The sequence below is a fragment of the Pseudomaricurvus hydrocarbonicus genome (assembly GCF_011602365.1).
GTDB lineage: Bacteria > Pseudomonadota > Gammaproteobacteria > Pseudomonadales > Cellvibrionaceae > Pseudomaricurvus > Pseudomaricurvus hydrocarbonicus.
The window spans coordinates 474,435-498,997 of record NZ_JAAONZ010000002.1; the positions used below are offsets into that span (position 1 = coordinate 474,435).

Below are 24,563 nucleotides of genomic sequence, written 5' to 3' on the forward strand. Positions count from 1 at the left end.
AAAAGACCATAATGACCGACGATCCGGCCGCACAAATGGACTCCGTGAAGTCCCAATACTACTTCAGAGCGTTAATTTGCTTTGCGGCGTCCGGCACTCTTGCATCCCAGATCACCCTCAACGACCTGGATGTTTTAAGAGCTGGCATTATCCTCTTCAGCCTTGCGTATATCTATTTCGCCTACCAGGCGTGCCGAAAAGTTGGTCCGGAACGGCTGCCACAGCTGGTCCAGTGGCTTGGCTGTTCAGATTCCCTGTTGATTGGCTTTATTCTGGCGCTGTCCAATTTTAGTCTGCTGCCGTCCATCCTCTTCGTCACCATGATTCAATTTAACGCCCTGCTCAACGGTGGCGGGAAAAAATGGGCACTGGACAACCTCGCCCTCGCATCCGGAGTGGCCGTCGGGCTTCTGGTTCACAAGCCCCAATGGATCCTGTCCAGCCAGATGAACATCAGTCTGGCCAGCCTGATCGGTATTTTGACGTATTTTTGCGCCTCGGCTTTTTACACCTACAGCCAAATAGCCACCTTGCGCAAACAAACTGACCTGCTAAACAAAGAAAAGAATACATTTAAAGTGCGCGCCTACAAGCTTTCGCGCTACATCAGCCCGCCAGTTTGGTCCGCCATCAGCGAAGGTCGCGACAGCGCCCTGCAAACCGAGCGCAAGCGGCTCACCATCTTTTTCTCAGACATCAAAGACTTCAGCCAGCTCTCCGAAGAAATGGAGGCCGAAGCCCTGACCGACATCCTCAACACCTACCTGAAAGAAATGTCCCTGATCGTCAGCCACTATGGCGGCACCATCGATAAATTCATGGGCGATGGCATCATGGTGATTTTTGGGGACAACAAAAGCAAGGGCATCAAGCACGACAGCGTTCAATGTGTGTCAATGGCTCTGGCCATGCGCAAACGCATGAAGACCCTGCAAAAACAATGGCAGGATCAGGGCATCAAACGCCCCATGCAAATCCGTATGGGCATCAATACCGGTTACTGCACGGTCGGCACCTTTGGCACCTCACATCACCTGGACTACACGGTTCTGGGCACTCACGTTAACCTGGCCAGCCGCCTGGAATCAGCGGCAGCGCCGGAAGAAATTCTTGTTACCCACGAAACCTGGTCACTGTGCCGCGACACCATCATGTGTAGAGACAAGGGTGAAATCAGCGTCAAAGGCTTCAGCCACCCGATCAAGGTTTACAGTGTTATCGGGCTGCGCAAAGACCTCGGCAAAAACCAGAACTATTTCGAGCAAACGCTGGACGGCTTTTCCATGCATCTGGACATGGACAAAGTGCGCAACTACGACCGCGAGCGCGCCATTAAGGCGCTCGAAAAAGCCGCCGAAGCCCTCAAAGAAAAAGCCCTGTAAGCGTCAAGCCGACATTCTCACCCGGTCGCCCCCCTCCTTCGGCACACAAAAAAGGCCCCTTACATGAGGAGCCTTGCGGAGACCACCACCAGATCAACACTACTGCCTGACCAATCTCACATCGGCGGGGACTTCTGCACCGTTGGTTCGATACGGATTAATATCCAACCCCCCTCGCCGGGTATAACGGGCATACACGGTCAGGGCATCGGGATTACACCGCTGCTGAATTTCCAGAAACATGCGCTCAACACAGTGCTCATGAAAGTCCTGATGCTCCCGAAACGAAATGATGTATTTCAACAACCCGGCCCGATCAATTTGAGCGCCGCGGTACTGTACAAACACACTGGCCCAGTCCGGCTGCCCGGTCACCGGACAATTACTCTTGAGCAGGTCGCTGTATAGCGTCTCGCTGACGATCTTGTCGGGGTTGGACAACCCCAGCAAGTCCGGGCTCGGCGAATAGCAATCTATTTTAACCGGCTCCTGATCGATACACTCTCCGGCAAAATGCCCCACCCCCTGCCTGGCGAACTGCTGCAAAGACAGCAGGCGCACCATAACCGCCGCACCAGCCGCCGCAGACAGGTCAGACTCCAGCGTCTGAGTCACATGATACGCATCGGTGAACGCTGTTTGATTGAAGGAGTTCAGATACAACTTGAAGGATTTCGACTCAATGATCGCCGGGCTGTTCGCCGGGATCTCAAATTCAGCAATCGCCACCTCAGGCTTGCCGTCATTATTCAGCCAGGAGACCTCGTAGGCCGTCCAGATGTCCACCCCCCGGAACGGTAACGATCCCGGCTGAATTCCCAACTCCCGACGCGATTGCTGACGGGGAATCGGGCACAACAATGAAGGGCTGTAGACCGAAATATAATCGGTGCTTTTACCCAGAACGGTTCCGTGATGATGGTCTGAACCTGCCATAATTCGACAACTCTGTAATATTAAAATGTGTGGTTTTAAGACCCTGTAAAGGTGCAATCCTGGTTTTTAACCCCGCCCACCCAGGCCACAACCTCGAACAACATCCCTTAGGCCCGCAAACGCTTACCCGTTTTCAACAAGTGCAAACAATAGATCGCCAGCACCACAATAAACACCCCAACCCCGGCAAACGCAAAGGTGATGTTGATGTCTGAAACACCCAAAATGCCGTAGCGGAATGCGTTGACCATATACAGCACCGGGTTCAGCTGGGAAACCCCCTGCCAAAACTCAGGCAGCAAGCTAATAGAATAGAAAACCCCGCCCAAATAGGTCAATGGCGTCAGGACAAAAGTGGGAATGATGGAAATATCATCAAACGAATTGGCATAAACCGCATTCACAAACCCCATTAATGAGAATAATACCGAGGTCATAAACACAATACCGATGGTCACGCTCAGGCTGTAAATGTGCAAATCGGTGAAAAAGAGAGACACCAGCGTGACGATCAACCCCACCGCCAGGCCACGGCACACCCCTCCCAGAACATAGCCCAGCAAAATAATGTAATTCGGCGTTGGCGACACCAACAGCTCTTCAATATTGCGCTGGAATTTTGCACTGTAAAACGAAGACACAACGTTTGAATAGGAATTGGTCAACACCGACATCATGATCAGGCCTGGCACCACAAACGCCATGTAATCAAAGCCCCCCATCTCGCCAATGCGGGAACCGATCAAACTGCCAAAAATCACAAAATACAACGCCATGGTAATCACTGGCGGCACCAGGGTCTGAACCCAAATCCGCATAAAACGGTGCACTTCCTTGCGGATAATGGCACTCAATGCAATCCACTGCTCCTGAGGATTCATACTCCCACTCCCTGCTCTTGGGCATCAGCCAGATCCGCACTACCCTTGACCAATGACACAAACAACTCCTCCAAACGATTGGCTTTATTGCGCATGCTGACCACATGAACGTTTTGTTGACTGAGGCCATCAAACAATTCGTTTAAGGAACGACCCTTTTCCACTTCCACTTCCAGGGTGTGCTCTTCCGCCAGGATTAAATGGTAATCGGGCACATCCGGCACCGACGTCAGCGCCTCCCGCGTGTCGAAAATGAACACCTCTTTGTTCAACGTTTTCAGCAGTGCTTTAACGCTGGTGTTCTCCACGATTTGCCCCCGATCAATAATCGCCACATTGCGACACAGGCTTTCCGCCTCTTCCAGGTAGTGGGTGGTCAGGATGATGGTAGTCCCCTTGGCATTAATCTCTCGCAGGAAGTCCCACATTGAACGCCGCAACTCAATATCAACGCCCGCTGTGGGCTCATCGAGAATCAACAGGCGTGGCTCATGGATCAATGCCCGGGCGATCATCAAACGGCGCTTCATCCCACCGGACAGCATCCTCGCCGGGGTATCTCGCTTATCCCACAACCCTAACTGCTTGAGGTATTTTTCCGTGCGCTCCACGGCAATGGACTTTTTCAACCCGTAATAGCCCGCTTGATTGACCACGATGGTTCGCACTGTTTCAAACTGTGAGAAATTAAATTCCTGCGGCACAATGCCGATTTGCTTTTTCGCTTCGGCAAACTGGGTATCAATGTCATAACCAAACACCGAAACCTTGCCTGCACTTTTTGTCACCAGCGAACAGATCACACCAATCGTGGTCGACTTGCCGGCACCATTGGGGCCCAGCAAGGCAAAAAAATCGCCTTCTTTAACATCGAGGTCCACGCCCTTAAGAGCCTGAAAACCGTTGTCGTATGTTTTGACCAGCTGCTTGATGGACAATGCAATACTCATAAATACCTGCCGGAAATTCACTAATGCCACACCATATTGGGGTAAAATGGAAAAATTAAAGATGAGGAATCCCATGACCACCCAATACGCTCAATTTCATCGCAATTTGCTGCAAGGCCTGCAAAAAGCCGCAACCAACACCCTGCCGGCCGACAATCTCAACGATGAAGACCAGCAGCTGCTGCAACAGCTTAACCAACTCGCCAACTGCCACTCGTTCAATGAAGACGTCATTAACACCGGCCAACAAGCCCTGTGCCGCATTGTCGCGGCCTATCCGCTTCTGGCCCCTCAAGTGCCCCGGGATTTATTCTGGCTGTTTGGCGGAGATTGTCTGCACTACATGCCCGATGAAGAAATCGCGCTATATCAGAGATTGGATGAAATGCGTTTTGAAGCGGAGAATGATAACACCGATTTCGATTACGAAAAGCAAAGAGCCCATATTTTAGGTTTGCATTGATACAAGACGATAAAGAATCCCCCGGCATTAGGATCAGGCGGCTGCCTGCAAAACCAGGAGCCTGAGAGCAGTAACGACGACCGGCTTAACCCCGGACGTCAAACCGGCGCTGGGCGCGAAGCCTGAGTGGCATCAGATTTTGGGGGTTTGAACGGATTAACCGACAGTGTGAACGAGATTAACCGACAGAAATTCGGTTAACACAGCCTGGCTGCCCGAAGGGTGAGCAACAGGGATGTCGCGAATGCAACGAGACATCGTCTCGTTGACCACCACCGAACCGGCACAAGCCAGTTTTGGGCGCGAAGCCTGATTGACATCAGATTTCTGGAATTGGAGCGGGATTGATCGGCAGGAAGCCGATTAACACAGCCTGGCTGCCCGAAGGGTGAGCGACAGGGATGTCGCGAATGCAACGAGACATAGTCTCGTTGACCGCCACCGAACCAGCACAAGCCAGTTTTGGGCGCGAAGCCTGATTGACATCAGATTTCTGGAATTGGAGCGGGAAACGAGACTCGAACTCGCGACCCCAACCTTGGCAAGGTTGTGCTCTACCAACTGAGCTATTCCCGCATATAACCGGTCACACAGTGACCGGCTTGAAGATGGCGTCCCCTAGGGGAGTCGAACCCCTGTTACCGCCGTGAAAGGGCGGTGTCCTAGGCCTCTAGACGAAGGGGACAGAAACTTTTCCGGCAAGCCGGATAATTTCTTTCCTAGGAAAGAAAAACCGCAGACAAAATCTGCGGCTTCAAATTTGGAGCGGGAAACGAGACTCGAACTCGCGACCCCAACCTTGGCAAGGTTGTGCTCTACCAACTGAGCTATTCCCGCAATGGCGTCCCCAAGGGGAGTCGAACCCCTGTTACCGCCGTGAAAGGGCGGTGTCCTAGGCCTCTAGACGATGGGGACCCTGGACCTTCTTGCATCAACCCAATGTGGCGTCGTCTTCAGAAGTGGGGCGCATTCTAAGTAGAGGGCGCACACCTGTCAACATCCTTGTGTTATTTTTTTCAGTTTTCATAACAAGGACTTAGCTTACACCGCCCCCGGCCCAGCAATGACAAGCCAAAAAGGTAACCGCGGCCATTTTGACAGCTCATTGTGGCCTGATCACAGCCGTCTGCGGCCATTAAAGCCGACGTTACGGCCCGAAGAGCAAAACGCCGCCCTCATCATCACCGACTGCCCCCTTCGAACAGTTTGAGCGGGACACGAAACCAACTGCATGTGACGACGATGCTATTTAGCTGCTGGACGATGCTTTTTACCTACTGGCTGGGCGATGTTTTTACCGACTGTTGGTGGTAAACGACAGGATACGACTGATCTCGGCCAAAGGACGCCCGCTCTGGGCCTGCCAGGTGTTGAAGGCCTCCTGGACCAACTGCAAATCCCGTTTGCTGGTCGGCGCTTTATCCACCACCCCTTCGGCCTTGAGTACACTGACCACATCATCGGTCAACAGAAAGCCATCTTTGCCCACCATCCGCAGAAATCGAGCGGCAGAGTGGCCTCCCAACTGGGTTCCCTGCTTTTTCATTAAAGCCCAAAGGTCGACAATATGATCCGACGGCCAGTCCGCAATCATCTTGCCAAACGAGCCATATTCTCTGGCCACGTCCAGCACCCATGTGGCATTGGCCCGAACGGCTTTGATTTTGCCGAAGTGACGAATGATACGCGGCTCATGGGTCAGTGCCTCCAGCTCCTCATCGGACATCATGGCCACCCGGTAGGGATCAAAGCCAAAAAAGCACTCTTCAAATGCCGGCCACTTGGCATCCACCATAGAGTGCTTCAAGCCGGCACGAAATATGCGCCGGCTGATTTCCGACAAATAACGGTCATCCGGCAGTTTGCGCAGGGCATTCGCGGTACGCAACTCAGGCAGGTTTGACTCGACCGCCTCGACACTGCCTTTATGCAGCACTGCGGTTTCATAAAAAGATTGGAACGCCCTCATGCGTCATCGTCGCCATTTTCATCACTCTCGGCCTGAACCTCGGGCCTTAACAGTACCGATGCGGAATTAATGCAGTAACGCAGACCCGTCGGCGCCGGCCCATCCGGAAAAACATGGCCGAGGTGGCAGCCACAATTGCTGCACACCACTTCGGTGCGAACCATACCGTGAGACGTGTCGCGCACCTCGGCAACGGCCTCCTCAGACTGCGCCTGATAAAAACTCGGCCAGCCACAGCCGGCATCAAATTTTGTCCCCGATTCAAACAGAGGCTTTTCACAGCAGCGACACAGGTACTCTCCCTCCGCGGTGGTTTGCCAGTACTCACCGCTGAACGGTCTTTCGGTACCCTTCTCGCGGCAGACGTGGTACTGCTCAGGGGTTAATTTCTCTCGCCAGATGGCATTTTGACGGAGGTCATCGTTTTTTGAAGGCTGATCTGACATAATTCTTTCCATTATTGTTAATGACTTAAGGCGATTTTCTCAGTAATCTTGCGTGCTTCGCCCGCCACCGGTACTCATCAGTCACAGACTGAAATCTGCGCACCTGGGTCGTCTTTGGTAAACAGTACTCCACTTACGTAAGCCACCGTTCAGGTAGTGCCCCTACGAGTTCAGGCAGTACACCAAAGCCCAGGGAGTCTTTACCATAGCTCAGATGCTGTACGCTGAGGGGCCGTGCCGAGGGCTTACCTTAGGCACACTTGAGTCTTAAGTACACTTTCGTTGACCACATGATGGTAATGCAAATGCACAGCATTGAAAAATCCCACAAACTGGATGATGTTTGTTACGACATTCGTGGACCGGTTCTTGACCACGCTCACCGCCTGGAAGAAGAAGGCCATAAAATCTTAAAGCTGAACATCGGCAACCCCGCGCCGTTTGGCTTTGAAGCGCCCGACGAAATCATTCTGGACGTCATCTATAACTTGCGCAACGCACAGGGATACTGCGAATCCCACGGCCTGTTTTCAGCCCGCAAAGCGATCATGCAAGAGTGCCAGCAACTGCAGGTACCCAACGTTGAAATCAACGATATCTTTTTGGGCAACGGCGTCAGCGAGCTGATTGTCATGTCCATGCAGGCCTTGCTGAACAACAACGACGAGGTGTTGATTCCCTCTCCGGACTACCCCCTGTGGACAGCGGCGGTTAACCTTGCCGGCGGCACCCCCGTACACTATGAATGCGATGAGCTTGCCGACTGGTACCCGGACATCAACGACATCGAATCCAAAATTACGGACAAGACCCGCGGCATTGTGGTGATCAACCCCAACAACCCCACCGGTGCGGTCTACAGCCAGGAACTGCTGGAACAAATCGTGGAACTGGCCCGAGTTCATGACCTGATCATTTTTTCTGATGAGATCTACAGCAAGATCCTCTACGACGACACCGAATTTGTCCCCATGGGTCGGCTGGCTCAGGATGTACTGTGCGTCAGTTTTAACGGCTTGTCCAAGACCTATCGCCTGGCGGGTTTTCGCTCTGGCTGGATGATCATCAGCGGCGCCAAGCATCGGGCCAAGGGGTTTATCGAGGGCCTGGAGATGCTGTCGTCGATGCGCTTGTGCGCCAACGTGCCCGCCATGTTCGCCATCCAAACGGCACTGGGCGGCTACCAGAGCATTAACGAATTGATTCGCCCCGGCGGCCGACTGTACGAACAGCGGGAAATGGCCTGGAGTAAAATCAACGACATTCCCGGTGTCAGCTGTGTAAAACCGAAAGGCGCCATGTACCTGTTTCCCAAAATCGACCTTGATGTGCATCGCATCCACAACGATCAATTGCTGGTGCAGGACTTTTTGATTCAGGAAAAAATTCTGCTGGTTGAGGGCACCGCTTTTAACTGGAAACGTCCGGACCACTTCCGCATCGTGTTCCTGCCCCGTGCCGATGAAATTGACACCGCCATCAGTCGTTTTGCGACCTTTATTGAGCGCTACTCTCAATAAACCCTCAGGCAATCGAGCAGCTGGCCGCACCCCCACCGACCAAACTTCTGTGGAGTGTGGCCCAAGAGGCAACGCAGGCATTGGGCGAACGCAGACTCGCCCTCAACTCCAGCGCAAACAACCACTGCATAACCCAAGAGCCCGAGTGTGAGCGATATTCATATTGATGACTTTTACAAGGATGCCGGCAAAATACTGGTGCAACTGTACCGCTCTTTTCCGCGTAAATTTCTGCTGTTAGTCGAAGATATCAGCGGCCCGGACACCCCGGACGAATACGGACTGCACAGCCAAAGACATCAGTCCTGCTTCGGCGCCGCCCTCTGGCTGTCGGACTCAGGTTATATTACCTATGACGCAACCATCCGTCAGGAAGGGCTGGATCAGGTGATTCTGACCCACAAAGCCTTTACCCTCCTGTCCGCCAGGGCTGGCTTTGTCGAATCCGCCTCCGAAGGCAATCCCGAACTGCCACTGTCGGTGTTTGAAAATCAACAGACCAACATCCACCAGTTGCGGGAAGCCCTGCGCTCCGGTGCTTCACACCAGATTCGACAGGTCATGCACAACATCATGCTCGAAGCCAAACATCACTGACGGCGAGTCGCGAGTAAAAAGCATGCCTCAAGGCTGATAACGAAAGTGCATGAGCTTTAGTTGTTGATTGGGGTCTTTGTCGGGAAAATCCGGTGAGGGCGTCAGGCGCTCCACAAAATAACAGTCCGGACACTCTTCGCTGACCAGCGCCTGCAAAAAGTCCTCTCCCAACTCGGGAGCATTCAGGCACAGCAGCACATCGCCGCCCGCCGCCATAAACTCCGGCAAGCGCCGCACCAGCTTGCGGTAATCCTGCGCCGCCACAAAACTGCCGCGCTGGAAACTGGGCGGATCAATGATGGCGATGTCATAGGGACCGGGGCGACGAATACGCCCCCAGGATTTGAGAATATTTTCCTGTAAAAAACGAATCGAGTCCGTTGGCAAATGATTGAGGCGGTGGTTTTCACGCCCCTGGTTCAAGGCGCCGCGACTCATGTCCACATTCACCACCGACACCGCACCCGCCATCTGGGCGACCACTGAAAACGCACAGGTGTAGGAGAACAGATTCAATACCCGCTTGCCTTCAGCGCGCTGTTCAAGCCAGCCACGTCCGGGCTCCATATCCAGAAAGAAACCGGTATTTTGCCGGCCGCCCAACTGAATTGTGAATTTTGCCTGGCCCCGGCAAGCCCACACAGTGTTGGGCAACTCACCCCAGACACATTCCGCCGGCGCGTCCGGCAAATAACGACGCTGCACCAACAGGGCAGCCAAAGCATGCACTTCCGCAATCTCGGCGAGCTCGCGGATCACACGCGCCTCAAAGTCAGCGTCTTCGGGTGCTTTGAAAAACGTCACCCACAACACCGGGGCAAACAGATCGACGGTCACCTGCTCGTAACCGGGATAGAGACAGCCACGCCCATGAAACAGGCGGCGTGAATCAACAGCCTGGTGGGAAGCCTCCTGCAACAAATCACTGATTGGCCGCACCCCGCGAAGCTTTGCGTCGACCTGTTGTGCCGGCAAGGTAGCGTAGGCGGCGTGAGCGAATGAGGAATTCAAGATTTATGGCTCCAGGGCATCAGGTCCGGCCGTATCAGACCCAACCGCATTAATATCAATAGGTGTGTGAGCGGCATCCGTGTCTGCCTCGAAATCGACTCCCAACGGGTAGAGAATCTGGTCGTGATAGCCGGTAGTCACCGGAATGTAACCTTGCCAGGCGGCATCCAGGGTTACGTCGTTACTGTCCATCAACAAAGGCCGCCCCTGCAGGGCCTTGATTTTACTCTTGGTCGCCAGCACCCAGACATTGTCCCGGCCAACGCGATGTAACACCCAGGGTGTCAACTGCTGATTGCCACGCCCGATCAGGGAGCCCTGACCACCGGTCACCGAGAGGACGATCACCGCCCGGCCCCGATGCTGACGCAACAACGCTTCCAGCTCCACACCAGACACATCGGCCGCCACCAACTGCTCATTGCAGACCACATCGATGCCCAACAGGCTATTGGGCAGCCCCAATTCGTCCATCAGCGCTCTGGGCGTGGTGCCGGCACCAATCAGATAATAGACATCGTCTTCCAGCCGCTCTCTTAAATCAGCCGCGATATCATCCAGCACCAGTTCTTCCACTTCCCGGCCGCCCTGTTTGGTGCTCTGAATGAAATGACCACACTCAGGCACCTGCATTTCACCGTAGTACTGGCTTTTTACCACCCCCTGTCGAAAAGCGGCTTCATCGATATCGCGAACCTCCTGTAACCGCAGATCCACCAGTTCACCCGACATCATCGCCAGCACCACTTCCGCAGCGCCTTCGGGCGAAATGGCAAACACTCCGGAATGCATTTTGACCCCGGAGGGAATGCCCAGCACCGGCAGCTCCTCCCCCACGGCACGGCAAACATCCCGGGCCGTGCCATCACCACCGACAAACAACAACAAATCAACACCGGCTTGCTGCAACTTACGCGCTGCCTGGCAGGTATCTTCTGCGCTGCTGTCCTCCGCCGGGCCGTCAAACACCACCTGCGGGGCAAACCCCGCCGCGGCAGCCTCCAACTCCCCCATCCCGCCGCTGCAAGTCATTACCGTGAGCAATTGCGAGTCGTTTGACGCCGCTCTCTCTGCCAATTTGCCCCGCAGTCGGGACAGACAGCGCTGCGCCCGCCCCGCTGCCCGTCGCTCAGCACCTTCCTGCAAAGCCTGGGCAACCAGCTCCCGATCATCGCTGCCTTTCAGGCCGACCGGGCCACCGATACCCGCCCAGGGGTTCACAATTAAGCCCAGCGTCAACCGGTTCATGCCCATAAAGTAATCCTAACCATAAGATAATCTTTAACGTTGCCTCCCGGTCCGGCGAAGATAAGGGGGGAAGGCCGGTTACCCCTGACGGGATAACCCCCATCCGGGAAAGGCGGGATTCTATCAAAATTTCACGGTAACTTACGCCCGCAAACTTGGTTAAGCAGGCCGCCTCGAGGTTGAGGCGACACGGCCAGCACCGGCGAGAAATTGAACACAGGGATTACGCCGAAGCCTGACACCAGGATGGCCACTTTACACCCCCACTACCCAGGCACGCACTAAAACAAGACATCGCTCGCGGGCCTGAATGGCGACTTGAGAACCAAACTCATTGGCTGCGACCCACTTCAAAGCCCGCAATGCACCACCATGAGCCACTCAAATCATTCGTTATAGTACTGAAATGCTTATTCAATTTCCTTCTAGCAAGCCGATACAAATCACAGTTTAAGGCCTAAATTGAAGTCTATAATGAAATGGAGCCGGGCAGATTTGAGCACAGGATTGCGTCACAAATCTGTCACGACAAATCTTTATAGTACTTCCATCGACGACACAGGTATCAAAATGGCAGGCCAACTCTCAAACGCCACTTCCCATAACAGCTCTGCCCGGGACATTGATTTTCATGGTGCAGCAATTGTTAACGAGGACGGCGTCGAAATTCCGATCACTGCAGCAATGGTTGATGATGTGTTGATGCAGCTGCGCGAATTGGTTGATTCTGCAGATTCTGACATCTGATCACCGATAAATCTCAACTCTCCTCTCGTATTGCTAGGGTAAATCCTAAAGTCGCCAACAGCTTGTTGAGCGGCTTTTTTTTATCCTCTGCCAATCCCTCCGGCATAGCCCCCACCTGAAAACAGGGAAACTCGCGGCGCTTGGGGTAATTTTTACGCAACACATCGAACTCCCTGGCAAAAGCGGCCTCAGAGGCCAAGCTGGACTCTGTCAACAACTGAGCGCGCATACGAGCATCATCAGCACCGACGTCATAAGCGGTCAAAATAGCCCGATTCAGCCAATCCTGCACGCTGCCATCATCCGCTGTTGTCGCGGCACCTTTAGCCGCCGCCTCGGGCTCCCTGCTGCCCCATGACAGACGCTGAGCACCGCTTTCATCTCCCGCCAGCAACGCCTCTGTGGTAGCTGCCTGCGCACACTTTAAATACCGGCAGAGTGCGCGGTATATCATCGCGGTCCCTTCCACCTTGCCATCATAGCTGTAGCCCGCAATATGAGGGCTGGCCAACGCCACCAGCGGCATCAACCCCACATCCAGATTTGGCTCCGGCTCCCACACGTCCAGCGCAACCGTCACATCCTGACGCACCGATAACACCCGCTTTAAAGCCTGGTTATCAATCGCCGGGCCGCGGCCAGCGTTTATCAACAAACAACCGGGCTTGAGCTGTTGCAATTGCGCCTCACCCAGAAGATGGTGGGTGGGATGAGCACCACTGCGGGTGTACGGGGTGTGCAGACACACCACGTCCGCTTGCAGGACCCTCTCCAGCTCACACAAGTCCGGATTATCCACCTCCGACAAAAAAGGATCATAACAATCCACCGCAAGGCCCAAGGCCGATAACCGACGGTACAAATGCCCACCAACATTGCCACACCCAATAATGCCGAACGACGCCTGCAGCCAATTGGGTTTGAGCGTTGCCAGCACGCTGAATATATACTCGACCACGGAGTTGGCATTGCAGCCAGGGGCACTGTGATAAGTAATGCCACAGCGGGACAGGTACTCCACATCAAGGTGATCAATACCAATGGTGCAGGTGCCGACAAACTTAACCCGACTGCCTGCCAGCAACGATTCGTTGACTGGCGTCACCGATCGCACCAGCAACACATCGGCCGACTGCACCTGCGCCGCCGTCAGGGTTCTGCCGGGATAGGTTTTCACCTCACCGAGTGTCTGAAAAAACTCGGACACAAAGGGAATATTTTCATCTGCCACAATCGTTAATTGCGTCACACCAACTCCTGCTCTTGTTTTGCGTCAGCGCCATAGGCCAACTGCATTTGATCAAAGCGCTGCATTAACCCCTGCCCAAAACCCATTTTCTGGCAAAAGGAAGCAAAGCGCTCCCGCTCCACTGCACTTATATCCAAACCCAGTGTAACGTCTGCGTAACCTTCTGCGACCAAATCAATGTCCGTGACAATATCGGCCAGACAGCGAGACAACACCATTTGCTCAGAGTGCAATGCCAACTTATCCGGAAGTGATCGGGCACCGCGAATCGGCAAGCCGGGCAGGTCTATCAAGCCCGCAAAAATACGTTCAATGGAAGGCTGCCACTGCAACAGGGCCTGGGCAGTTTTTTGACCAATACCCGGCACCCCCGGAATGTCGTCCGAGCTGTCGCCTACCAACGCGAGGTAGTCGGCCATCTGCTCCGGCCAGACCCCGAACTTCCTGTGAATATCGTCACGAAATGATCGCGCTTGCTGATGTTCGTTGACGTAATCCCATAAGCAGTCTTGCGGCCGAAGTAATAACTGGCCCAGATCCTTATCGCGAGTGAGCACAGCAATGCCCTGCTCTTCCCCCTGCGAGTGCAGGTTCATCATGAGGGTTCCGAGCAGATCGTCGGCCTCGTAAGTTTCACTGGCAAAACAGGCGATACCAAGAATCCCGGTAATCTCCTGACAGGCCTGCAGCTGAAAAGCCAGGGCGTCATCCGGCAGGGCACGACTGCATTTATAATCCGGATAAAGTGTGTTTCGAAAACAGCTGCCCAGGCTTTCATCAAAGCAGGCCGCCATTTTTTGCGGCCTTTGCTGACGTAAGAAATTCAATAAAAACGCGGTATAGCCATACACCGCAGCGGTTGGATAATCGTCTTCAGAAAACCAGTTATCCGGCAGCGAAAAATAATAACGGAAGATATAAATCGAGGCGTCCAACAGGCACACCGGCGGCGCAGATGCGTCAATATCAGAGCCTGTCCCAGCTCGAGGATCGGGGCTGGTCACAATGCATCACGACAAAAATAGGCCGGGTTCAACGGATTGCACAACCCCGTTTTGTTGGCCAGCGCTTGCGCAAACAAATCCGCTCGCGGCGGCAGGCCAAGGCGGCAGTAATCCAGTACTTGCAGGTGAACAGCATCCTTAAAACCATCACTGGCCCCTAACGCCGCTTCCAAATTATCCGCGCTCACACGAAACTTTCGGCCGGCCGCCATCGAAAAAATCCATTCAAACGCCTGCGGCTTTACCTCCAGCCGTTCAAACAACGCCTGCTGATCGGCGCTGCGACCATCCGGTGCGTACCAGTAACCGTAATCCTCCAATTGCCTTCGCTCGGGGCCAGCCACACACCAATGAGCGATTTCATGCAACGCACTGGCGGCATAGTCGCGGGTATACACAATCTCGTGATAACCAAGCGGATCTTCTGTCGGGCGGTAAATGGGTTCATCTCCACCTCCGACCAAACGCGTTCGGAACGAGCTTTCAAACACCTGATGGAATACAGCTTCAATATCCAGATGCTGTAAGGTGCAGTGGGCTGGTGCTTTTTCGAAAGCACTCATGCCCCTGCCACCTTCTCTTCAACAATGCCACCGGCGGCCTGAAGGCCGGAGACAGACTCGACCAGGTCATCCAGGCACGGTGTCAGCAACAAGCGCTCATAATACCCTTGTGAAAGGTATGGTTTTGCTGCCAGCAGATGCTCCAGATACCAACGCTCCGGCCTCAAGCCTTCCGTGATCATGGCCCGGTTGGCGATATACACCCAGGCAGCGATGACGCCCTCTGCGGTTTCCACTTCGTAGATATCGCGACTGTACAAGCGAGGCGCCCCCTCAAAAGGGTCCATTTTGGCGATTTCCGCCTCATCACAGAGCTGATACAAAACCCCCTCAACACGACTTCCCGTCGCATGCACCACATTGGCGTAAGCCCGGTGCGGTGCATCTGCGGCCCGCTTATTAAAAGCCAACCCTAAACCGTGCAAATTACCGGACAATGCTCTATGAAAGCGCAGGCCTCGATCCAGCATGCGTTCGGCGTTCATATTAGAGCCATAGGCAAAGTAATACTCAGACAAGTTATTGCCCCCGTTATGGATAAAGATTATAAAAACACAAAATAAATTCACTTCAAAGTATTGTGCTTTTGAAAAACTGCATATACCTTATGTAGTGAAGGTGTATGCCAATACACCTGCCTCAACGATCCACTCTTTGGCTGTGCAGCATTAGGCTCAAGAGTTAATTTTACCAGAGGCTTATCATGGAGGTGGTATTATGAAGACCTCAGTATCTGGCCACAACACGGATAACGTGGTCGATTTCTTCACCGGACAGTCCTACTCGGAACTGTTTAACTCTCGTATCATTCGTCTCTCTCCGGAGCTCGACGGTTTGGAGATGCTTTACTCCAACGAAGCAAGCCCCGACAAACTATTCAGCCTTAAGATTCTCTGCTGGGCCCTGCGAGCCAACGGTGAAGTTGTAGGTCTTGTCCCCTGGTTAGACGACATCGTCGCCGCCACGGAAATCCAGGACCCACTGAACGGCAAGTGGGAAGGCTACTACGATCCTGGCATTGATGAGATCTTTTTTGAGAGCCCTATTCACAAAGTGGTGGAACTGGAAACCGCGGCTGAATACTACGACTTCCAGTGCGAAAATCCCAACGATGTGCTGCAAGAGGTTCCGGATACCATTGGTACTCACGCAGTTTTGTCGGATAACGGTTTTCACAGCATCACCTTAACTGAGGTCGTAAGCTGGCGCCTTCATCATGATGGTACCATTTGCGGCATGCTGGCCGATCCTGCAAAAATTGAAAATACGCCGGTTCTTCCCGGTGACGATTGCCTCTACCCTGCCCAAAGCAGAGAGGAGTTTCGTTATTTCTTTCAGCACCAGATCGCCAACAAACTGAAAGCGGAAGACCCGGAAGCCCTCGCGGCCATCTCGACACTGGTTGAGTAGCTGTAAGAACAAGCAGCAACGCAGCCAAAGAGAACCTTGGGCCGACGGCATCACCGCCGTCACACTTACGCCACCCAGGAAAGGGGAGCATACCACTCCCCTTTCCGAAGGCATCTAAGGCTTCAATTCAGCAAGCCAGAGACTTGTCACGGTCAAAAAAGTACACCGCCCTCTCTAACCTCAACCCAGCGTTATTCACACCCCGGCATAAAATCCGAACGCGGTGTCAGACTGCGCGTCCCCGCTTCAGGGCTGGCACCTCTGCAGCATTGCCTGCGGTTCCGTGCTCCACTCCGACCGTTCACGCCTTTCGAACAAAGTAATAAAAGCCGGTTTCGTCCTTACCCTGATCCACCAGCTCATGACCCAGGAATTGGCAAAATTTAGGTATATCCCGTTGTGTTGAAGGGTCTGAGGCCAGCACTTTGAGCAGATCGCCAGCACGGGCGTCTCTGATGGCCTTGTGCAGCATCATCACCGGTTCAGGGCAAAACAGACCATGAGTGTCTAAAATGTGATCAAATTCTTTTGTCATGGACGTCATTGTCTATGAATTCCCCCGGCAGTTCAAAGGCTGATTGCTACACTTATAAAGAACCATGTAAGCAGACTTTCCAGTGTCTGAACCCTTGATTTATGCTGGTAGGGGACAACAAAATGATGGCTGTCAACACCCACGCCAAGGCAAGACCCGATCTGTTCAGCCGCGGAGCCCTGGAATTAACTTTTCGGGTACTTCGCAGACACAAACCGCAACTCGCCATGGATGTTCAAAATATACTGCAAGGCAACAAAGTAGAAGCCCAGACCCTGAAACCCCTCAGTAGAGTCAACCCGAAATCCACAGCGGATCACTTTTACGTCTCCCTGCCACCGCAAACCATTGGCCAGGTTGTCAAGGCGTTAACCCATCTTGGCGAGGAGATGCTGGCACAACCGGACCGGGGCAATGGCAAACTGCTGATTATTCGTACGCTGATGAAAGATTGGATGGACCTTGCCGACTGGATCATTATGCAGGTCGAGCGCCCCACCGGCGCCCGGCGCTAAAGCGGTTCTTTCAGTAACCCGATGAATTCAGTAAGATTGCGTCAATCAACCAGACAAAGCGCAGGAACATTTCATGATCAATGTCTTAATTGAACGAAATATTGCAGAAGACATGGAAACTACATACGAGGCCGCAGCCAAGCGGACCTTGCATTTGGCCTATCAAGCTCCAGGGTTCATCAACGGTGAAACTTTTTCGGACCTTCACAATTCCCATCGTCGCTTTGTGCTATCCAAGTGGCGCAGTGCCCGCGACTGGTATAACTGGTACCATTCAGATGCCCGTCGCGAGACAATGAATGAGCTCAATTTATTGCTCAATGACCAGGAAAAAATTACCCTGCTTGAAAACTAAAAGACCTCTACCGCTGCCCTGAGATAAAATCAGCAACGGCATCTGCAGCACTGATCAAGTGCTGCTGTTGAGTCAGCCCGGAGCGAACCCTGGGTTTGAAGTCATGATCACCATCTTCCAGCCAACACAACCCAATAGCCCTCGACAAGTCATATTGTTCCACTTCTTCACGCTTGCCCAGCGCGTCCCGGGTCCCCTGCACAATTAACGTCGGTGCAGCCAACGCGCGCAGGTGCTCCGTGCGCGTTTTTTCAGGTTTGGCGGGTGGGTGAAAGGGATACCCCAAACACACACAACCTTTGACTGGCATCTCATCGGCAATCAAAGACGCCATGCGCCCCCCCATGGACTTGCCCCCTATAAAGACATTGTCGAGGTGGGAGCATTGTTCAACAACCTGCCTCCAGGCCTCCAGCAAGACCGGCTGGCGATCCGGTGGGCGCTTGCTGCCGCCGTGACGGCGCTGCTGCATATAAGGGAATTCAAACCGTACAACCCCGATGTTTCTCTCCACCAGCAACCGCGCCATGACGTCCATAAATTCACTGTCCATGGGCGCACCTGCCCCATGAGCCAGCAGCAAATGGGCAACGGGAGCCTCCGGGACCGTGTGTAACAACTCAAACGTCATTAAAGTCCCCATCACTGTATTCCCACTGCCCGCCATCAGCTTCCCATTGATCCGATTTCGGGTTGTTAAAATACGCCTCAACAGAGTCACTGTTGAGGCTTTGCTGCAACTCTCGCTCGTTACGATCCGCCTCAAGTCTGGACTGGAGGCTCACGCTTTCTGCAGTAGTATCAAAAACAATCACCACCTCACCGCTCGCCAATTGTGCCCGAACCTGTTCCACCTTATCCGACAAGGCGATTTCCATCTCGCCGTAATCCGTTCCTTCACGGGTGATGAATTCTTCTATCAACCCCTGCACTGCATCGGCAGACAATTGTTGTACTGGAATAATCAAAAATGAATCCTTATCAACTCAAACAAACCTAAAGACTTAAAAAATTAAGGCTTACGAAACTTCAACGTCATGCGGTCACTTTCACCAATGGCCAGGTACTCTGCCCGATTTTCATCCCCCAGTCGCAGGCTCGGCGGCAGCGACCACACGCCGGCAGGATGCACCGACGTATCCTTTGGATTGGCATTGATGTCTGAACGGGCCTCCAACACAAAACCAGCCTTCTCAGCCATCCGGATGACCTCATCCTCGGTTACATAGCCCGATGCAATCATGTCCTGCATCGACGTACCCGGCTTGGCACGATGCTCCACCACCCCCAAAATTCCATTTGGCTTCAACAGTTGATAGAACTCGGTAAAAGCTTCATCCGCAAATCCCGCTTTCATCCAGTTGTGTACATTGCGAAACGTTAACACATGGTCAACCTGAGCGTTCGGACCGGAAACCACCTTGGAGGGTGGATGAAATTCGGTGATCTCCATCTTGCCATACACATCCGGGTGCGCCTCGGCCATAGCAAGAAAGGCAGTGCGGCTTTTTTGAAAATAACTGACCGGCGACTGCTTGGCGAAATGAGCGGCATAGAGTTTTCCCTTGTCGGCCAGCAACGGGGCCAGTATCTCAGTGTACCAACCACTGCCAGGCCATATTTCCACCACCTGGCTGCTGGGGCTCACCTCAAAAAAAGACAGGGTTTGTGCGGGATGACGATACACATCTCTCGCTTTATTAGCATCACTGCGCAGCGGGCTTTGCATGGCTTGCTCGATGCCCCCTTCCGCCACCCCAAGGCTACTCATTGCACACAGCACCAAACCGGCGGCAACCGACGCCCCTTTTATCCAGTGCGGTGAAAACGTTATTTTACTCAACATACTGACTCCTCATTACGCTTAAAAAGTGATGTTTAACCGTTATTTCTTTGAACCCGCCCCGATCAAAACCATCTGTTGGCTTGCGTGGAGCAATCCATTAACCATACAGCAACCTGTCGACATTGCAGCCACCCATTCTGACGGTCTGGCGAACCATTAGCCAGGCCAACGATCCTCACCCAAAAACCCCACATACACACGGTACTGAAAAGATTCAGCTGCATTGTGCTTGAGGCTGTAAGAATAGCCCAACAATCACTATACTGGGGTCTAGGCAAAAGACCGGCTTCAAGACCCGGTGGTGTTCAAGCCCGTGGAGCCCCCAACCCATGGAGCCCCCAAGGAGCCTCGTCCCGGCCTCAAAACATGGTTACACAACGTACGCGCCACCCGCTGACACTGAACTCTTCACAGCGGCAGCTATCACCGCGTCACGATAATGTCACCCATGACTCAATCATTTTCAACCAATAACGATTCTAAAGGCGACTATCATGAACCGATCTCTTGTTCTCAGTATTCTCAGTGACGACAAACCCGGTGTGGTTGAAATCCTGGCTAAAACCATCGCCAATCACCAGGGTAACTGGCTGGAGAGCCGCCTCAGTCATCTGGCAGGAAAATTCGCAGGTATTCTGCAAGTCAGTGTCCCGGAAGATCAACTGCCTGCCCTTAAAGAGTCTTTGGCTGCCCTGCAGGACCAAAAAGGCATTGAAGTGGTGTCCGCGGAAACCACAGAAGGCGTATCCGACACCAAACTGCAACTCTTGCACTTTAATCTCATGGGCAATGACCGGCCCGGTATCATTCGGGAATTATCTCAGGCCTTTGCCAGCCACCAAATCAATCTGGACGATCTTCAAACGCAATGTACCAGTATGCCCTGGTCCGGTGACCCGATGTTCACTGCTCAAGGTTTGATCAGCTTGCCCGCCAATGTGGACATGGATCGCCTGACCGACCAGTTGAATGACATTTCAGACGAACTGGGCGTCGATATTGAATTGGGTGCAGCGGAAGACTCAGTCACAGATTAACCCCCCCCCCACTTTTGCTCGGGCGAACGGGATCGCGGTTCACCGATGACGGCATAGCCTCGCGTGACTGCCGAACCCAAGATTTACGCCAAAGGCTTGAAAGAAGAAAGCGCCTAAAAGAACAAAGGGGCTGACGCCCCGATAAGGTGTGGAGAGCCCGCCTCCCTGCGGTCTGTTTATCCTCTGAAAGCCAGACTAAAACGTAAAAGTGACAAATGCATGACGCTTTTGTCATCGCAATCCGCTTTTAGCAGCGCATTTGCACACCAGGCCCCTCCCATCTCTCGGCCACTGCCTTATAATGACCGCCAGTTGAAATAACCAGCTGTCATGGCGTCCTTATTTCGAAATTCACATTTACGACGTCAATACTACTTATGTCAGAACCTACACTCTCCTCTGCCCCCACATCCGAAACAAACGCGCCTCAAGAAATCAGCTCCCCTGCCAGCCCTATGTTGAATCTGGTGCTGTTTCAACCGGAGATTCCCCCCAACACCGGCAACATCATCCGACTGGCGGCCAATACCGGGGCACAATTGCACCTCATCAGGCCCATTGCTTTTGAACTGGATGACAAGCGCCTGCGTCGTGCCGGCCTGGATTATGGCGAGTGGAAAGACATGCAGGTGCACGACAGCTGGGCAAGTTTCCTCGACAGTTGTCAGCCTCAAACCCTGTACGCCATCAGCACCAAGGGGCAACGCAATTACACCGACGTGCCTTTCAAGGCGGGTGACTATGTGGTGTTTGGTCCAGAAACCCGCGGCCTTCCCGCGGATGTGCTCGGCGCACAAGCGCCGGAAAACATCCTCAGAATTCCCATGCAGCCCAACAGCCGCAGCATGAATCTGTCCAACGCCGCTTCCGTGATTGTTTATGAGGCCTGGCGGAAAATGGGGTTTGCTGGTGCGATTTAAAATTCCGCTGTCCGCTGCCTGTGACATACCTCACCGCCACCCCGCTGATCATTCCCTGATCACTTCTGCTGGAGAGTCGGAACGGCATGACAAAAAGACAAATTCCAAGGGCTCATTCCGTGCATTTGGTGGGGCTTGCCCCTAAAATGGCGCCCTCAGAATTAGGATCAACATCATGAGCAAAGCCCCTGTAGGCCTCTTTTACGGTAGCTCCACCTGCTATACCGAAATCGTGGCCGACAAAATCCGCGAAATTCTTTCCGAGGAAGTGGTCGATGTTTACAACATCACTGACGACCCTCTGGTCATCGCGGAGCAATACGATTATCTCATTATGGGAATCCCGACCTGGGACTATGGAGAGCTGCAAGAGGACTGGGAAGAAATCTGGGAAGAGCTTGATCAGGTCAACTTTGCCGGCCGCAAGGTCGCACTCTATGGACTGGGGGACCAGGTGGGCTACCCGGAGTGGTTTCTTGATGCCATGGGTTACCTGCACTTTAAGCTGGTGAAGCTCGGTGCCCAGATGGTGGGGTACTGGCCCAATGACGGCTACGACTTTGAAGGCTCCAAAGCCCTGACCGAGGACCAGGCACAGTTTGTCGGTCTGGCCATAGACGATGAAAATCAATTCGACTTAACCGACGAGCGTCTGGCAAAATGGTGCGATCAAATCATGCGTGAATTCAAATTGATTCACTGATTCACCGCCTTCGAACCCGCCTATGTCAGACCATCCAGCTCCGCCCTCTCAAATCCCGCAGCACGCCGAATTACACTGGGACGATGAGGGTCTGCCGCTCTCCGGTGAATTTAATGATTACTATTTTTCCAAACTTGATGGTCTGCAGGAAACCCGTTACGTCTACCTCGAACATAATTTTCTGCATCAGCGCTGGTCAGCACTGGGCACCAACGACCAGTTTGTCGTGGCTGAAACGGGCTTCGGAACCGGACTGAACTTTCTCGCCAGCTGGCAGTTGTGGCGACAAACCGCTCCCACCTCGGCCTGCCTGCACTTTATTTCGGTGGAAAAATTCCCGCTGTTAAAAAGGGACCTTTGCCGTGCGTTAGCCCTCTGGCCGGAGCTCAACAATGAGGTTCAGGCCTTACTAAGCCAGTATCCCGCCATTGTGAACAAAGGTTTTCACCGCCTCAGCTTTGATCGGGGTCGAGTTCAATTGACCTTGATTGTGAACGAGGCTGTCGATGGGCTGGAGCAACTTCTGCAGTCCACCCATCCCGCACACTGCAGGCCTCAACGAGGCATAGATGCCTGGTTTCTGGATGGTTTTTCACCCGCGAAAAACCCGGACATGTGGCGACCTGAATTGTTTGAACTGGTGCAAAAACTGAGTGCCGCTGAAGCCACTGTCGCCACCTTCGCGGCTGCCACCCTCGTCAAACGCGGCTTGCGAGAGCACGGCTTTGCGGTGCGACAAGACACCGGCTTTGGCCGCAAGCGAGAAATGGTCTACGCCAAGCTGATTCAACCTGCCCCACTGGCCTCTCAGCAGGATTTCCCCACCAATGGCTTCAACTCCAAATACGCGGTTCCCTGGAACATAGAAGCCCGCAGTCCGGATATTGAAGCCCACAAGTCCAGCGCCGAAGCGACAAAACACGCCATCATCGTCGGCGCCGGCATTGCCGGCTGTCATACCGCCCGCTCGCTGGCGGACCGGGGCTGGCGGGTCACGCTACTGGATCGACACGCTCAGCTCGCGCAGGAGGGCTCCGGCAATCCTCAGGGCGTGCTCTATGCCAAACTCTCCCACCGCGAAGAAACCCTGTCCGACTTTAATCTGCTGGCGCTGCAATTTGCCCAGAGGGTCTATCAATCCTTTTGGCAACCCGCATGCCCAACCGAAAGCGACAAGGCGCAAGCTGGCAGCGACGCCACAGACCCGGGCCATAGCGAAAACTTCACCGGCACATTGGGCGAACAGTGCGGCGTGCTGCAATTAGCCTGCAGTGATAAGACCGCGCAACTGCATGAAAAACTGCAGCGCTGCTATGGCAAACAAGCCCTCTTTGAAAAGGTCGATGCTCACCAGGCCAGCCGGTTGAGTGGCATTGACTCAGCGTGTGGCGGGCTGTTTTTTCCGCATTCAGGCTGGATCAATCCCGGCACGTTATGCCAGACGCTGACCGATCACCCAAACATCGAGATCCGGCTCAACACCTCGGTCGACCGCCTCCATTACGAGCAACACAGCGCCTTATGGCGTCTTGAGACAAGCCCGTTTCAACCCCGACCCCAACAACAGGCTCTGCCGCCAGCTGCAAGCTCACTGGGCACCCTGGAATCGTCAGTAGTGGTGTTGGCAACGGCCAGCCAGGTGCGACAGTTTCCATTAACCGAGGCCTTGCCGCTGAAACCCATCCGGGGACAAGTCACTTATGTTGCCGCCAGCCAGCAGAGCCAACAGCTTAAAACGGTGCTTTGCGGAGACGGCTATTTACCCCCCGCCATCAACCGGCAACATTGCTTGGGAGCTACCTTTGACCCAAAACGCCTGGAGCTGTCGATTAATGATGAAGACCACCTGCGCAACCTGAACACCATGCGTGCTCAGGCACCTGGACTCGCAGACACCTTCACCCCGACATCGGTTTTAGGCGGCCGCGCAGCCCTGCGCTGTACCACACCGGACTACCTGCCATTGGTGGGCGGCGTGCCTCAATACGAACATTTTCTGGAAGACTATGGCCTGCTGCGCAAAAACGCCCGGGCGAATATTCCAACGCCCGGGCGCTATTGGCCCGGACTGTTCATCAACGTCGGTCACGGGTCTCGCGGTCTCGCCTATACCCCGATTTGTGCAGAGATATTGGCGGCAAAAATCAACCGTGAACCCACCCCGGTGGGCAGTCACATGGAAACCGCGTTGCAACCCGGGCGTTTTTGGATCCGGGATTTAATTCGTAAAAAGCGCTGAGACCTTGTAAGCCACAAAACGGGTTGGCTGACCGGCG

27 protein-coding genes and 4 tRNA genes are annotated in these 24,563 nt (G+C 53.7%); 12 read left to right on the plus strand and 19 right to left on the minus strand.

Going from position 1 to position 24,563, the window contains the following annotated elements; genetic code table 11:
- The first annotated feature begins 11 nt into the window (after positions 1 to 11).
- Positions 12 to 1,382 carry an adenylate/guanylate cyclase domain-containing protein gene (locus G8770_RS04390; RefSeq protein ID WP_208022038.1) on the plus strand — a complete coding sequence of 457 codons (1,371 nt, stop codon included), beginning with the start codon at positions 12 to 14 and terminating at the stop codon, positions 1,380 to 1,382.
- A 99-nt stretch (positions 1,383 to 1,481) separates the two neighbouring features.
- Here G8770_RS04390 and queF read toward each other — a convergent pair whose 3' ends face one another.
- From queF to G8770_RS04405, 3 genes are all read right to left on the minus strand, one after another.
- The gene (queF, locus tag G8770_RS04395) at positions 1,482 to 2,318 is read right to left on the minus strand and encodes an NADPH-dependent 7-cyano-7-deazaguanine reductase QueF (protein ID WP_167182178.1); all 837 of its coding nucleotides are present in this window, start codon (positions 2,316 to 2,318) and stop codon (positions 1,482 to 1,484) included.
- 107 nt (positions 2,319 to 2,425) lie between these two features.
- Positions 2,426 to 3,199 (minus strand): ABC transporter permease, encoded by a 774-nt coding sequence (locus G8770_RS04400; RefSeq protein WP_167182181.1) that lies wholly within the window; start codon positions 3,197 to 3,199, stop codon positions 2,426 to 2,428.
- Entirely contained in the window at positions 3,196 to 4,149 is a 954-nt protein-coding gene (locus G8770_RS04405) for an ABC transporter ATP-binding protein (protein ID WP_167182184.1), read from the minus strand. Before G8770_RS04405 ends, G8770_RS04400 begins: the two co-directional genes overlap by 4 nt.
- A 73-nt stretch (positions 4,150 to 4,222) precedes the next feature.
- Between G8770_RS04405 and G8770_RS23840 the strand changes: the two genes are divergently transcribed.
- The gene (locus G8770_RS23840; protein WP_208022039.1) at positions 4,223 to 4,612 is read left to right on the plus strand and encodes a PA2817 family protein; all 390 of its coding nucleotides are present in this window, start codon (positions 4,223 to 4,225) and stop codon (positions 4,610 to 4,612) included.
- Between the two features lie 500 nt (positions 4,613 to 5,112).
- Here the strand turns inward: G8770_RS23840 and G8770_RS04415 are convergent.
- From G8770_RS04415 to msrB, 6 genes are all read right to left on the minus strand, one after another.
- A tRNA-Gly gene (locus G8770_RS04415) sits at positions 5,113 to 5,188 on the minus strand.
- A gap of 33 nt (positions 5,189 to 5,221) precedes the next feature.
- A tRNA-Glu gene (locus G8770_RS04420) sits at positions 5,222 to 5,297 on the minus strand.
- A gap of 76 nt (positions 5,298 to 5,373) precedes the next feature.
- Positions 5,374 to 5,449 (minus strand) — tRNA-Gly (locus G8770_RS04425).
- A gap of 2 nt (positions 5,450 to 5,451) precedes the next feature.
- Positions 5,452 to 5,527, minus strand: a tRNA-Glu gene (locus G8770_RS04430).
- Positions 5,528 to 5,906: 379 nt separating this feature from the next.
- Positions 5,907 to 6,581, minus strand: coding sequence for a DNA-3-methyladenine glycosylase I (locus G8770_RS04435; protein WP_167182187.1), 675 nt, complete (start codon positions 6,579 to 6,581; stop codon positions 5,907 to 5,909).
- Entirely contained in the window at positions 6,578 to 7,027 is a 450-nt protein-coding gene (gene msrB / locus G8770_RS04440) for a peptide-methionine (R)-S-oxide reductase MsrB (protein WP_167182190.1), read from the minus strand. Before msrB ends, G8770_RS04435 begins: the two co-directional genes overlap by 4 nt.
- A gap of 305 nt (positions 7,028 to 7,332) precedes the next feature.
- Here msrB and G8770_RS04445 point away from each other — a divergent pair, with 305 nt between their 5' ends.
- Both G8770_RS04445 and G8770_RS04450 read left to right on the plus strand, forming a co-directional pair.
- Complete coding sequence (locus G8770_RS04445; protein WP_167182193.1) at positions 7,333 to 8,547, plus strand: pyridoxal phosphate-dependent aminotransferase; 1,215 nt, start codon at positions 7,333 to 7,335, stop codon at positions 8,545 to 8,547.
- Between the two features lie 147 nt (positions 8,548 to 8,694).
- Complete coding sequence (locus G8770_RS04450) at positions 8,695 to 9,144, plus strand: hypothetical protein (RefSeq protein WP_167182196.1); 450 nt, start codon at positions 8,695 to 8,697, stop codon at positions 9,142 to 9,144.
- Between the two features lie 27 nt (positions 9,145 to 9,171).
- On the opposite strand, the gene G8770_RS04455 is transcribed toward G8770_RS04450, so the two are convergent.
- Together G8770_RS04455 and G8770_RS04460 are read right to left on the minus strand one after the other, a co-directional pair.
- Positions 9,172 to 10,155 (minus strand): class I SAM-dependent methyltransferase, encoded by a 984-nt coding sequence (locus G8770_RS04455; RefSeq protein WP_208022040.1) that lies wholly within the window; start codon positions 10,153 to 10,155, stop codon positions 9,172 to 9,174.
- 3 nt (positions 10,156 to 10,158) lie between these two features.
- Positions 10,159 to 11,409 (minus strand): ATP-NAD kinase family protein, encoded by a 1,251-nt coding sequence (locus tag G8770_RS04460; protein ID WP_167182199.1) that lies wholly within the window; start codon positions 11,407 to 11,409, stop codon positions 10,159 to 10,161.
- A gap of 489 nt (positions 11,410 to 11,898) precedes the next feature.
- Between G8770_RS04460 and G8770_RS04465 the strand changes: the two genes are divergently transcribed.
- Positions 11,899 to 12,150: a PA1571 family protein gene (locus G8770_RS04465; RefSeq protein ID WP_167182202.1), complete on the plus strand. Its 252-nt coding sequence runs from the start codon at positions 11,899 to 11,901 to the stop codon at positions 12,148 to 12,150.
- Positions 12,151 to 12,163: 13 nt separating this feature from the next.
- Here G8770_RS04465 and G8770_RS24500 read toward each other — a convergent pair whose 3' ends face one another.
- Genes G8770_RS24500 through G8770_RS04485 form a run of 4 tightly spaced genes read right to left on the minus strand, consistent with a single transcriptional unit; the run spans position 12,164 to position 15,484 of the window.
- Positions 12,164 to 13,399: a DUF3410 domain-containing protein gene (locus G8770_RS24500; protein WP_167182205.1), complete on the minus strand. Its 1,236-nt coding sequence runs from the start codon at positions 13,397 to 13,399 to the stop codon at positions 12,164 to 12,166.
- The gene (locus tag G8770_RS04475; RefSeq protein ID WP_208022041.1) at positions 13,396 to 14,403 is read right to left on the minus strand and encodes a 5'-3' exonuclease H3TH domain-containing protein; all 1,008 of its coding nucleotides are present in this window, start codon (positions 14,401 to 14,403) and stop codon (positions 13,396 to 13,398) included. Before G8770_RS04475 ends, G8770_RS24500 begins: the two co-directional genes overlap by 4 nt.
- A complete protein-coding gene (locus G8770_RS04480; RefSeq protein WP_167182208.1) occupies positions 14,400 to 14,966 on the minus strand; it encodes an elongation factor P hydroxylase in 567 nt (188 codons plus the stop codon). The genes G8770_RS04475 and G8770_RS04480 overlap by 4 nt, the downstream gene beginning before the upstream one ends.
- The gene (locus G8770_RS04485) at positions 14,963 to 15,484 is read right to left on the minus strand and encodes a gamma-glutamylcyclotransferase family protein (RefSeq protein WP_208022042.1); all 522 of its coding nucleotides are present in this window, start codon (positions 15,482 to 15,484) and stop codon (positions 14,963 to 14,965) included. Before G8770_RS04485 ends, G8770_RS04480 begins: the two co-directional genes overlap by 4 nt.
- A 199-nt stretch (positions 15,485 to 15,683) precedes the next feature.
- Between G8770_RS04485 and G8770_RS04490 the strand changes: the two genes are divergently transcribed.
- The gene (locus G8770_RS04490) at positions 15,684 to 16,376 is read left to right on the plus strand and encodes a hypothetical protein (protein WP_167182211.1); all 693 of its coding nucleotides are present in this window, start codon (positions 15,684 to 15,686) and stop codon (positions 16,374 to 16,376) included.
- 301 nt (positions 16,377 to 16,677) lie between these two features.
- Here the strand turns inward: G8770_RS04490 and tusA are convergent, their stop codons facing one another.
- On the minus strand, positions 16,678 to 16,920 hold the full coding sequence (tusA, locus tag G8770_RS04495; protein WP_208022043.1) for a sulfurtransferase TusA: 243 nt from the start codon (positions 16,918 to 16,920) through the stop codon (positions 16,678 to 16,680).
- Between the two features lie 113 nt (positions 16,921 to 17,033).
- Between tusA and G8770_RS04500 the strand changes: the two genes are divergently transcribed.
- Positions 17,034 to 17,426 carry a hypothetical protein gene (locus G8770_RS04500; protein ID WP_167182214.1) on the plus strand — a complete coding sequence of 131 codons (393 nt, stop codon included), beginning with the start codon at positions 17,034 to 17,036 and terminating at the stop codon, positions 17,424 to 17,426.
- 73 nt (positions 17,427 to 17,499) lie between these two features.
- Positions 17,500 to 17,781, plus strand: a complete 282-nt coding sequence (locus G8770_RS04505) for an antibiotic biosynthesis monooxygenase family protein (protein ID WP_167182217.1) — start codon at positions 17,500 to 17,502, stop codon at positions 17,779 to 17,781.
- A gap of 7 nt (positions 17,782 to 17,788) precedes the next feature.
- On the opposite strand, the gene G8770_RS04510 is transcribed toward G8770_RS04505, so the two are convergent.
- Genes G8770_RS04510 through G8770_RS04520 form a run of 3 tightly spaced genes read right to left on the minus strand, consistent with a single transcriptional unit; the run spans position 17,789 to position 19,627 of the window.
- A complete protein-coding gene (locus tag G8770_RS04510) occupies positions 17,789 to 18,412 on the minus strand; it encodes an alpha/beta family hydrolase (protein WP_208022044.1) in 624 nt (207 codons plus the stop codon).
- On the minus strand, positions 18,402 to 18,749 hold the full coding sequence (locus tag G8770_RS24505; RefSeq protein WP_167182223.1) for a YheU family protein: 348 nt from the start codon (positions 18,747 to 18,749) through the stop codon (positions 18,402 to 18,404). The genes G8770_RS04510 and G8770_RS24505 overlap by 11 nt, the downstream gene beginning before the upstream one ends.
- Before the next feature lie 44 nt (positions 18,750 to 18,793).
- On the minus strand, positions 18,794 to 19,627 hold the full coding sequence (locus G8770_RS04520; RefSeq protein ID WP_208022045.1) for a class I SAM-dependent methyltransferase: 834 nt from the start codon (positions 19,625 to 19,627) through the stop codon (positions 18,794 to 18,796).
- A 494-nt stretch (positions 19,628 to 20,121) separates the two neighbouring features.
- Here G8770_RS04520 and G8770_RS04525 point away from each other — a divergent pair, with 494 nt between their 5' ends.
- The 4 genes from G8770_RS04525 to mnmC all read left to right on the plus strand — a co-directional run bounded on the left by G8770_RS04525 (position 20,122) and on the right by mnmC (position 24,526).
- Positions 20,122 to 20,664, plus strand: coding sequence for a glycine cleavage system transcriptional repressor (locus G8770_RS04525; RefSeq protein ID WP_167182226.1), 543 nt, complete (start codon positions 20,122 to 20,124; stop codon positions 20,662 to 20,664).
- Between the two features lie 455 nt (positions 20,665 to 21,119).
- Positions 21,120 to 21,584 carry a tRNA (uridine(34)/cytosine(34)/5-carboxymethylaminomethyluridine(34)-2'-O)-methyltransferase TrmL gene (trmL, locus tag G8770_RS04530; protein WP_167182401.1) on the plus strand — a complete coding sequence of 155 codons (465 nt, stop codon included), beginning with the start codon at positions 21,120 to 21,122 and terminating at the stop codon, positions 21,582 to 21,584.
- Positions 21,585 to 21,759: 175 nt separating this feature from the next.
- Complete coding sequence (gene fldB / locus G8770_RS04535) at positions 21,760 to 22,287, plus strand: flavodoxin FldB (RefSeq protein ID WP_167182229.1); 528 nt, start codon at positions 21,760 to 21,762, stop codon at positions 22,285 to 22,287.
- A gap of 22 nt (positions 22,288 to 22,309) precedes the next feature.
- Complete coding sequence (gene mnmC / locus G8770_RS04540) at positions 22,310 to 24,526, plus strand: bifunctional tRNA (5-methylaminomethyl-2-thiouridine)(34)-methyltransferase MnmC2/FAD-dependent 5-carboxymethylaminomethyl-2-thiouridine(34) oxidoreductase MnmC1 (protein WP_167182232.1); 2,217 nt, start codon at positions 22,310 to 22,312, stop codon at positions 24,524 to 24,526.
- Positions 24,527 to 24,563 lie beyond the last annotated feature (37 nt).

Coding starts and splice junctions, on each gene's coding strand:
- G8770_RS23840 (WP_208022039.1), top strand. CDS start 4,223: ATGACCACCCAATACGCTCAATTTCATCGCAATTTGCTGCAAGGCCTG.
- queF (WP_167182178.1), bottom strand. CDS start 2,318: ATGGCAGGTTCAGACCATCATCACGGAACCGTTCTGGGTAAAAGCACC.
- mnmC (WP_167182232.1), top strand. CDS start 22,310: ATGTCAGACCATCCAGCTCCGCCCTCTCAAATCCCGCAGCACGCCGAA.
- G8770_RS04405 (WP_167182184.1), bottom strand. CDS start 4,149: ATGAGTATTGCATTGTCCATCAAGCAGCTGGTCAAAACATACGACAAC.
- G8770_RS04445 (WP_167182193.1), top strand. CDS start 7,333: ATGCACAGCATTGAAAAATCCCACAAACTGGATGATGTTTGTTACGAC.
- G8770_RS04525 (WP_167182226.1), top strand. CDS start 20,122: ATGAACCGATCTCTTGTTCTCAGTATTCTCAGTGACGACAAACCCGGT.
- G8770_RS04480 (WP_167182208.1), bottom strand. CDS start 14,966: ATGAGTGCTTTCGAAAAAGCACCAGCCCACTGCACCTTACAGCATCTG.
- G8770_RS04435 (WP_167182187.1), bottom strand. CDS start 6,581: ATGAGGGCGTTCCAATCTTTTTATGAAACCGCAGTGCTGCATAAAGGC.
- G8770_RS04400 (WP_167182181.1), bottom strand. CDS start 3,199: ATGAATCCTCAGGAGCAGTGGATTGCATTGAGTGCCATTATCCGCAAG.
- G8770_RS04510 (WP_208022044.1), bottom strand. CDS start 18,412: ATGACGTTTGAGTTGTTACACACGGTCCCGGAGGCTCCCGTTGCCCAT.
- G8770_RS04500 (WP_167182214.1), top strand. CDS start 17,034: ATGATGGCTGTCAACACCCACGCCAAGGCAAGACCCGATCTGTTCAGC.
- tusA (WP_208022043.1), bottom strand. CDS start 16,920: ATGACGTCCATGACAAAAGAATTTGATCACATTTTAGACACTCATGGT.
- G8770_RS04505 (WP_167182217.1), top strand. CDS start 17,500: ATGATCAATGTCTTAATTGAACGAAATATTGCAGAAGACATGGAAACT.
- fldB (WP_167182229.1), top strand. CDS start 21,760: ATGAGCAAAGCCCCTGTAGGCCTCTTTTACGGTAGCTCCACCTGCTAT.
- G8770_RS04490 (WP_167182211.1), top strand. CDS start 15,684: ATGAAGACCTCAGTATCTGGCCACAACACGGATAACGTGGTCGATTTC.
- G8770_RS04520 (WP_208022045.1), bottom strand. CDS start 19,627: ATGTTGAGTAAAATAACGTTTTCACCGCACTGGATAAAAGGGGCGTCG.
- G8770_RS04390 (WP_208022038.1), top strand. CDS start 12: ATGACCGACGATCCGGCCGCACAAATGGACTCCGTGAAGTCCCAATAC.
- trmL (WP_167182401.1), top strand. CDS start 21,120: ATGTTGAATCTGGTGCTGTTTCAACCGGAGATTCCCCCCAACACCGGC.
- G8770_RS04460 (WP_167182199.1), bottom strand. CDS start 11,409: ATGGGCATGAACCGGTTGACGCTGGGCTTAATTGTGAACCCCTGGGCG.
- msrB (WP_167182190.1), bottom strand. CDS start 7,027: ATGTCAGATCAGCCTTCAAAAAACGATGACCTCCGTCAAAATGCCATC.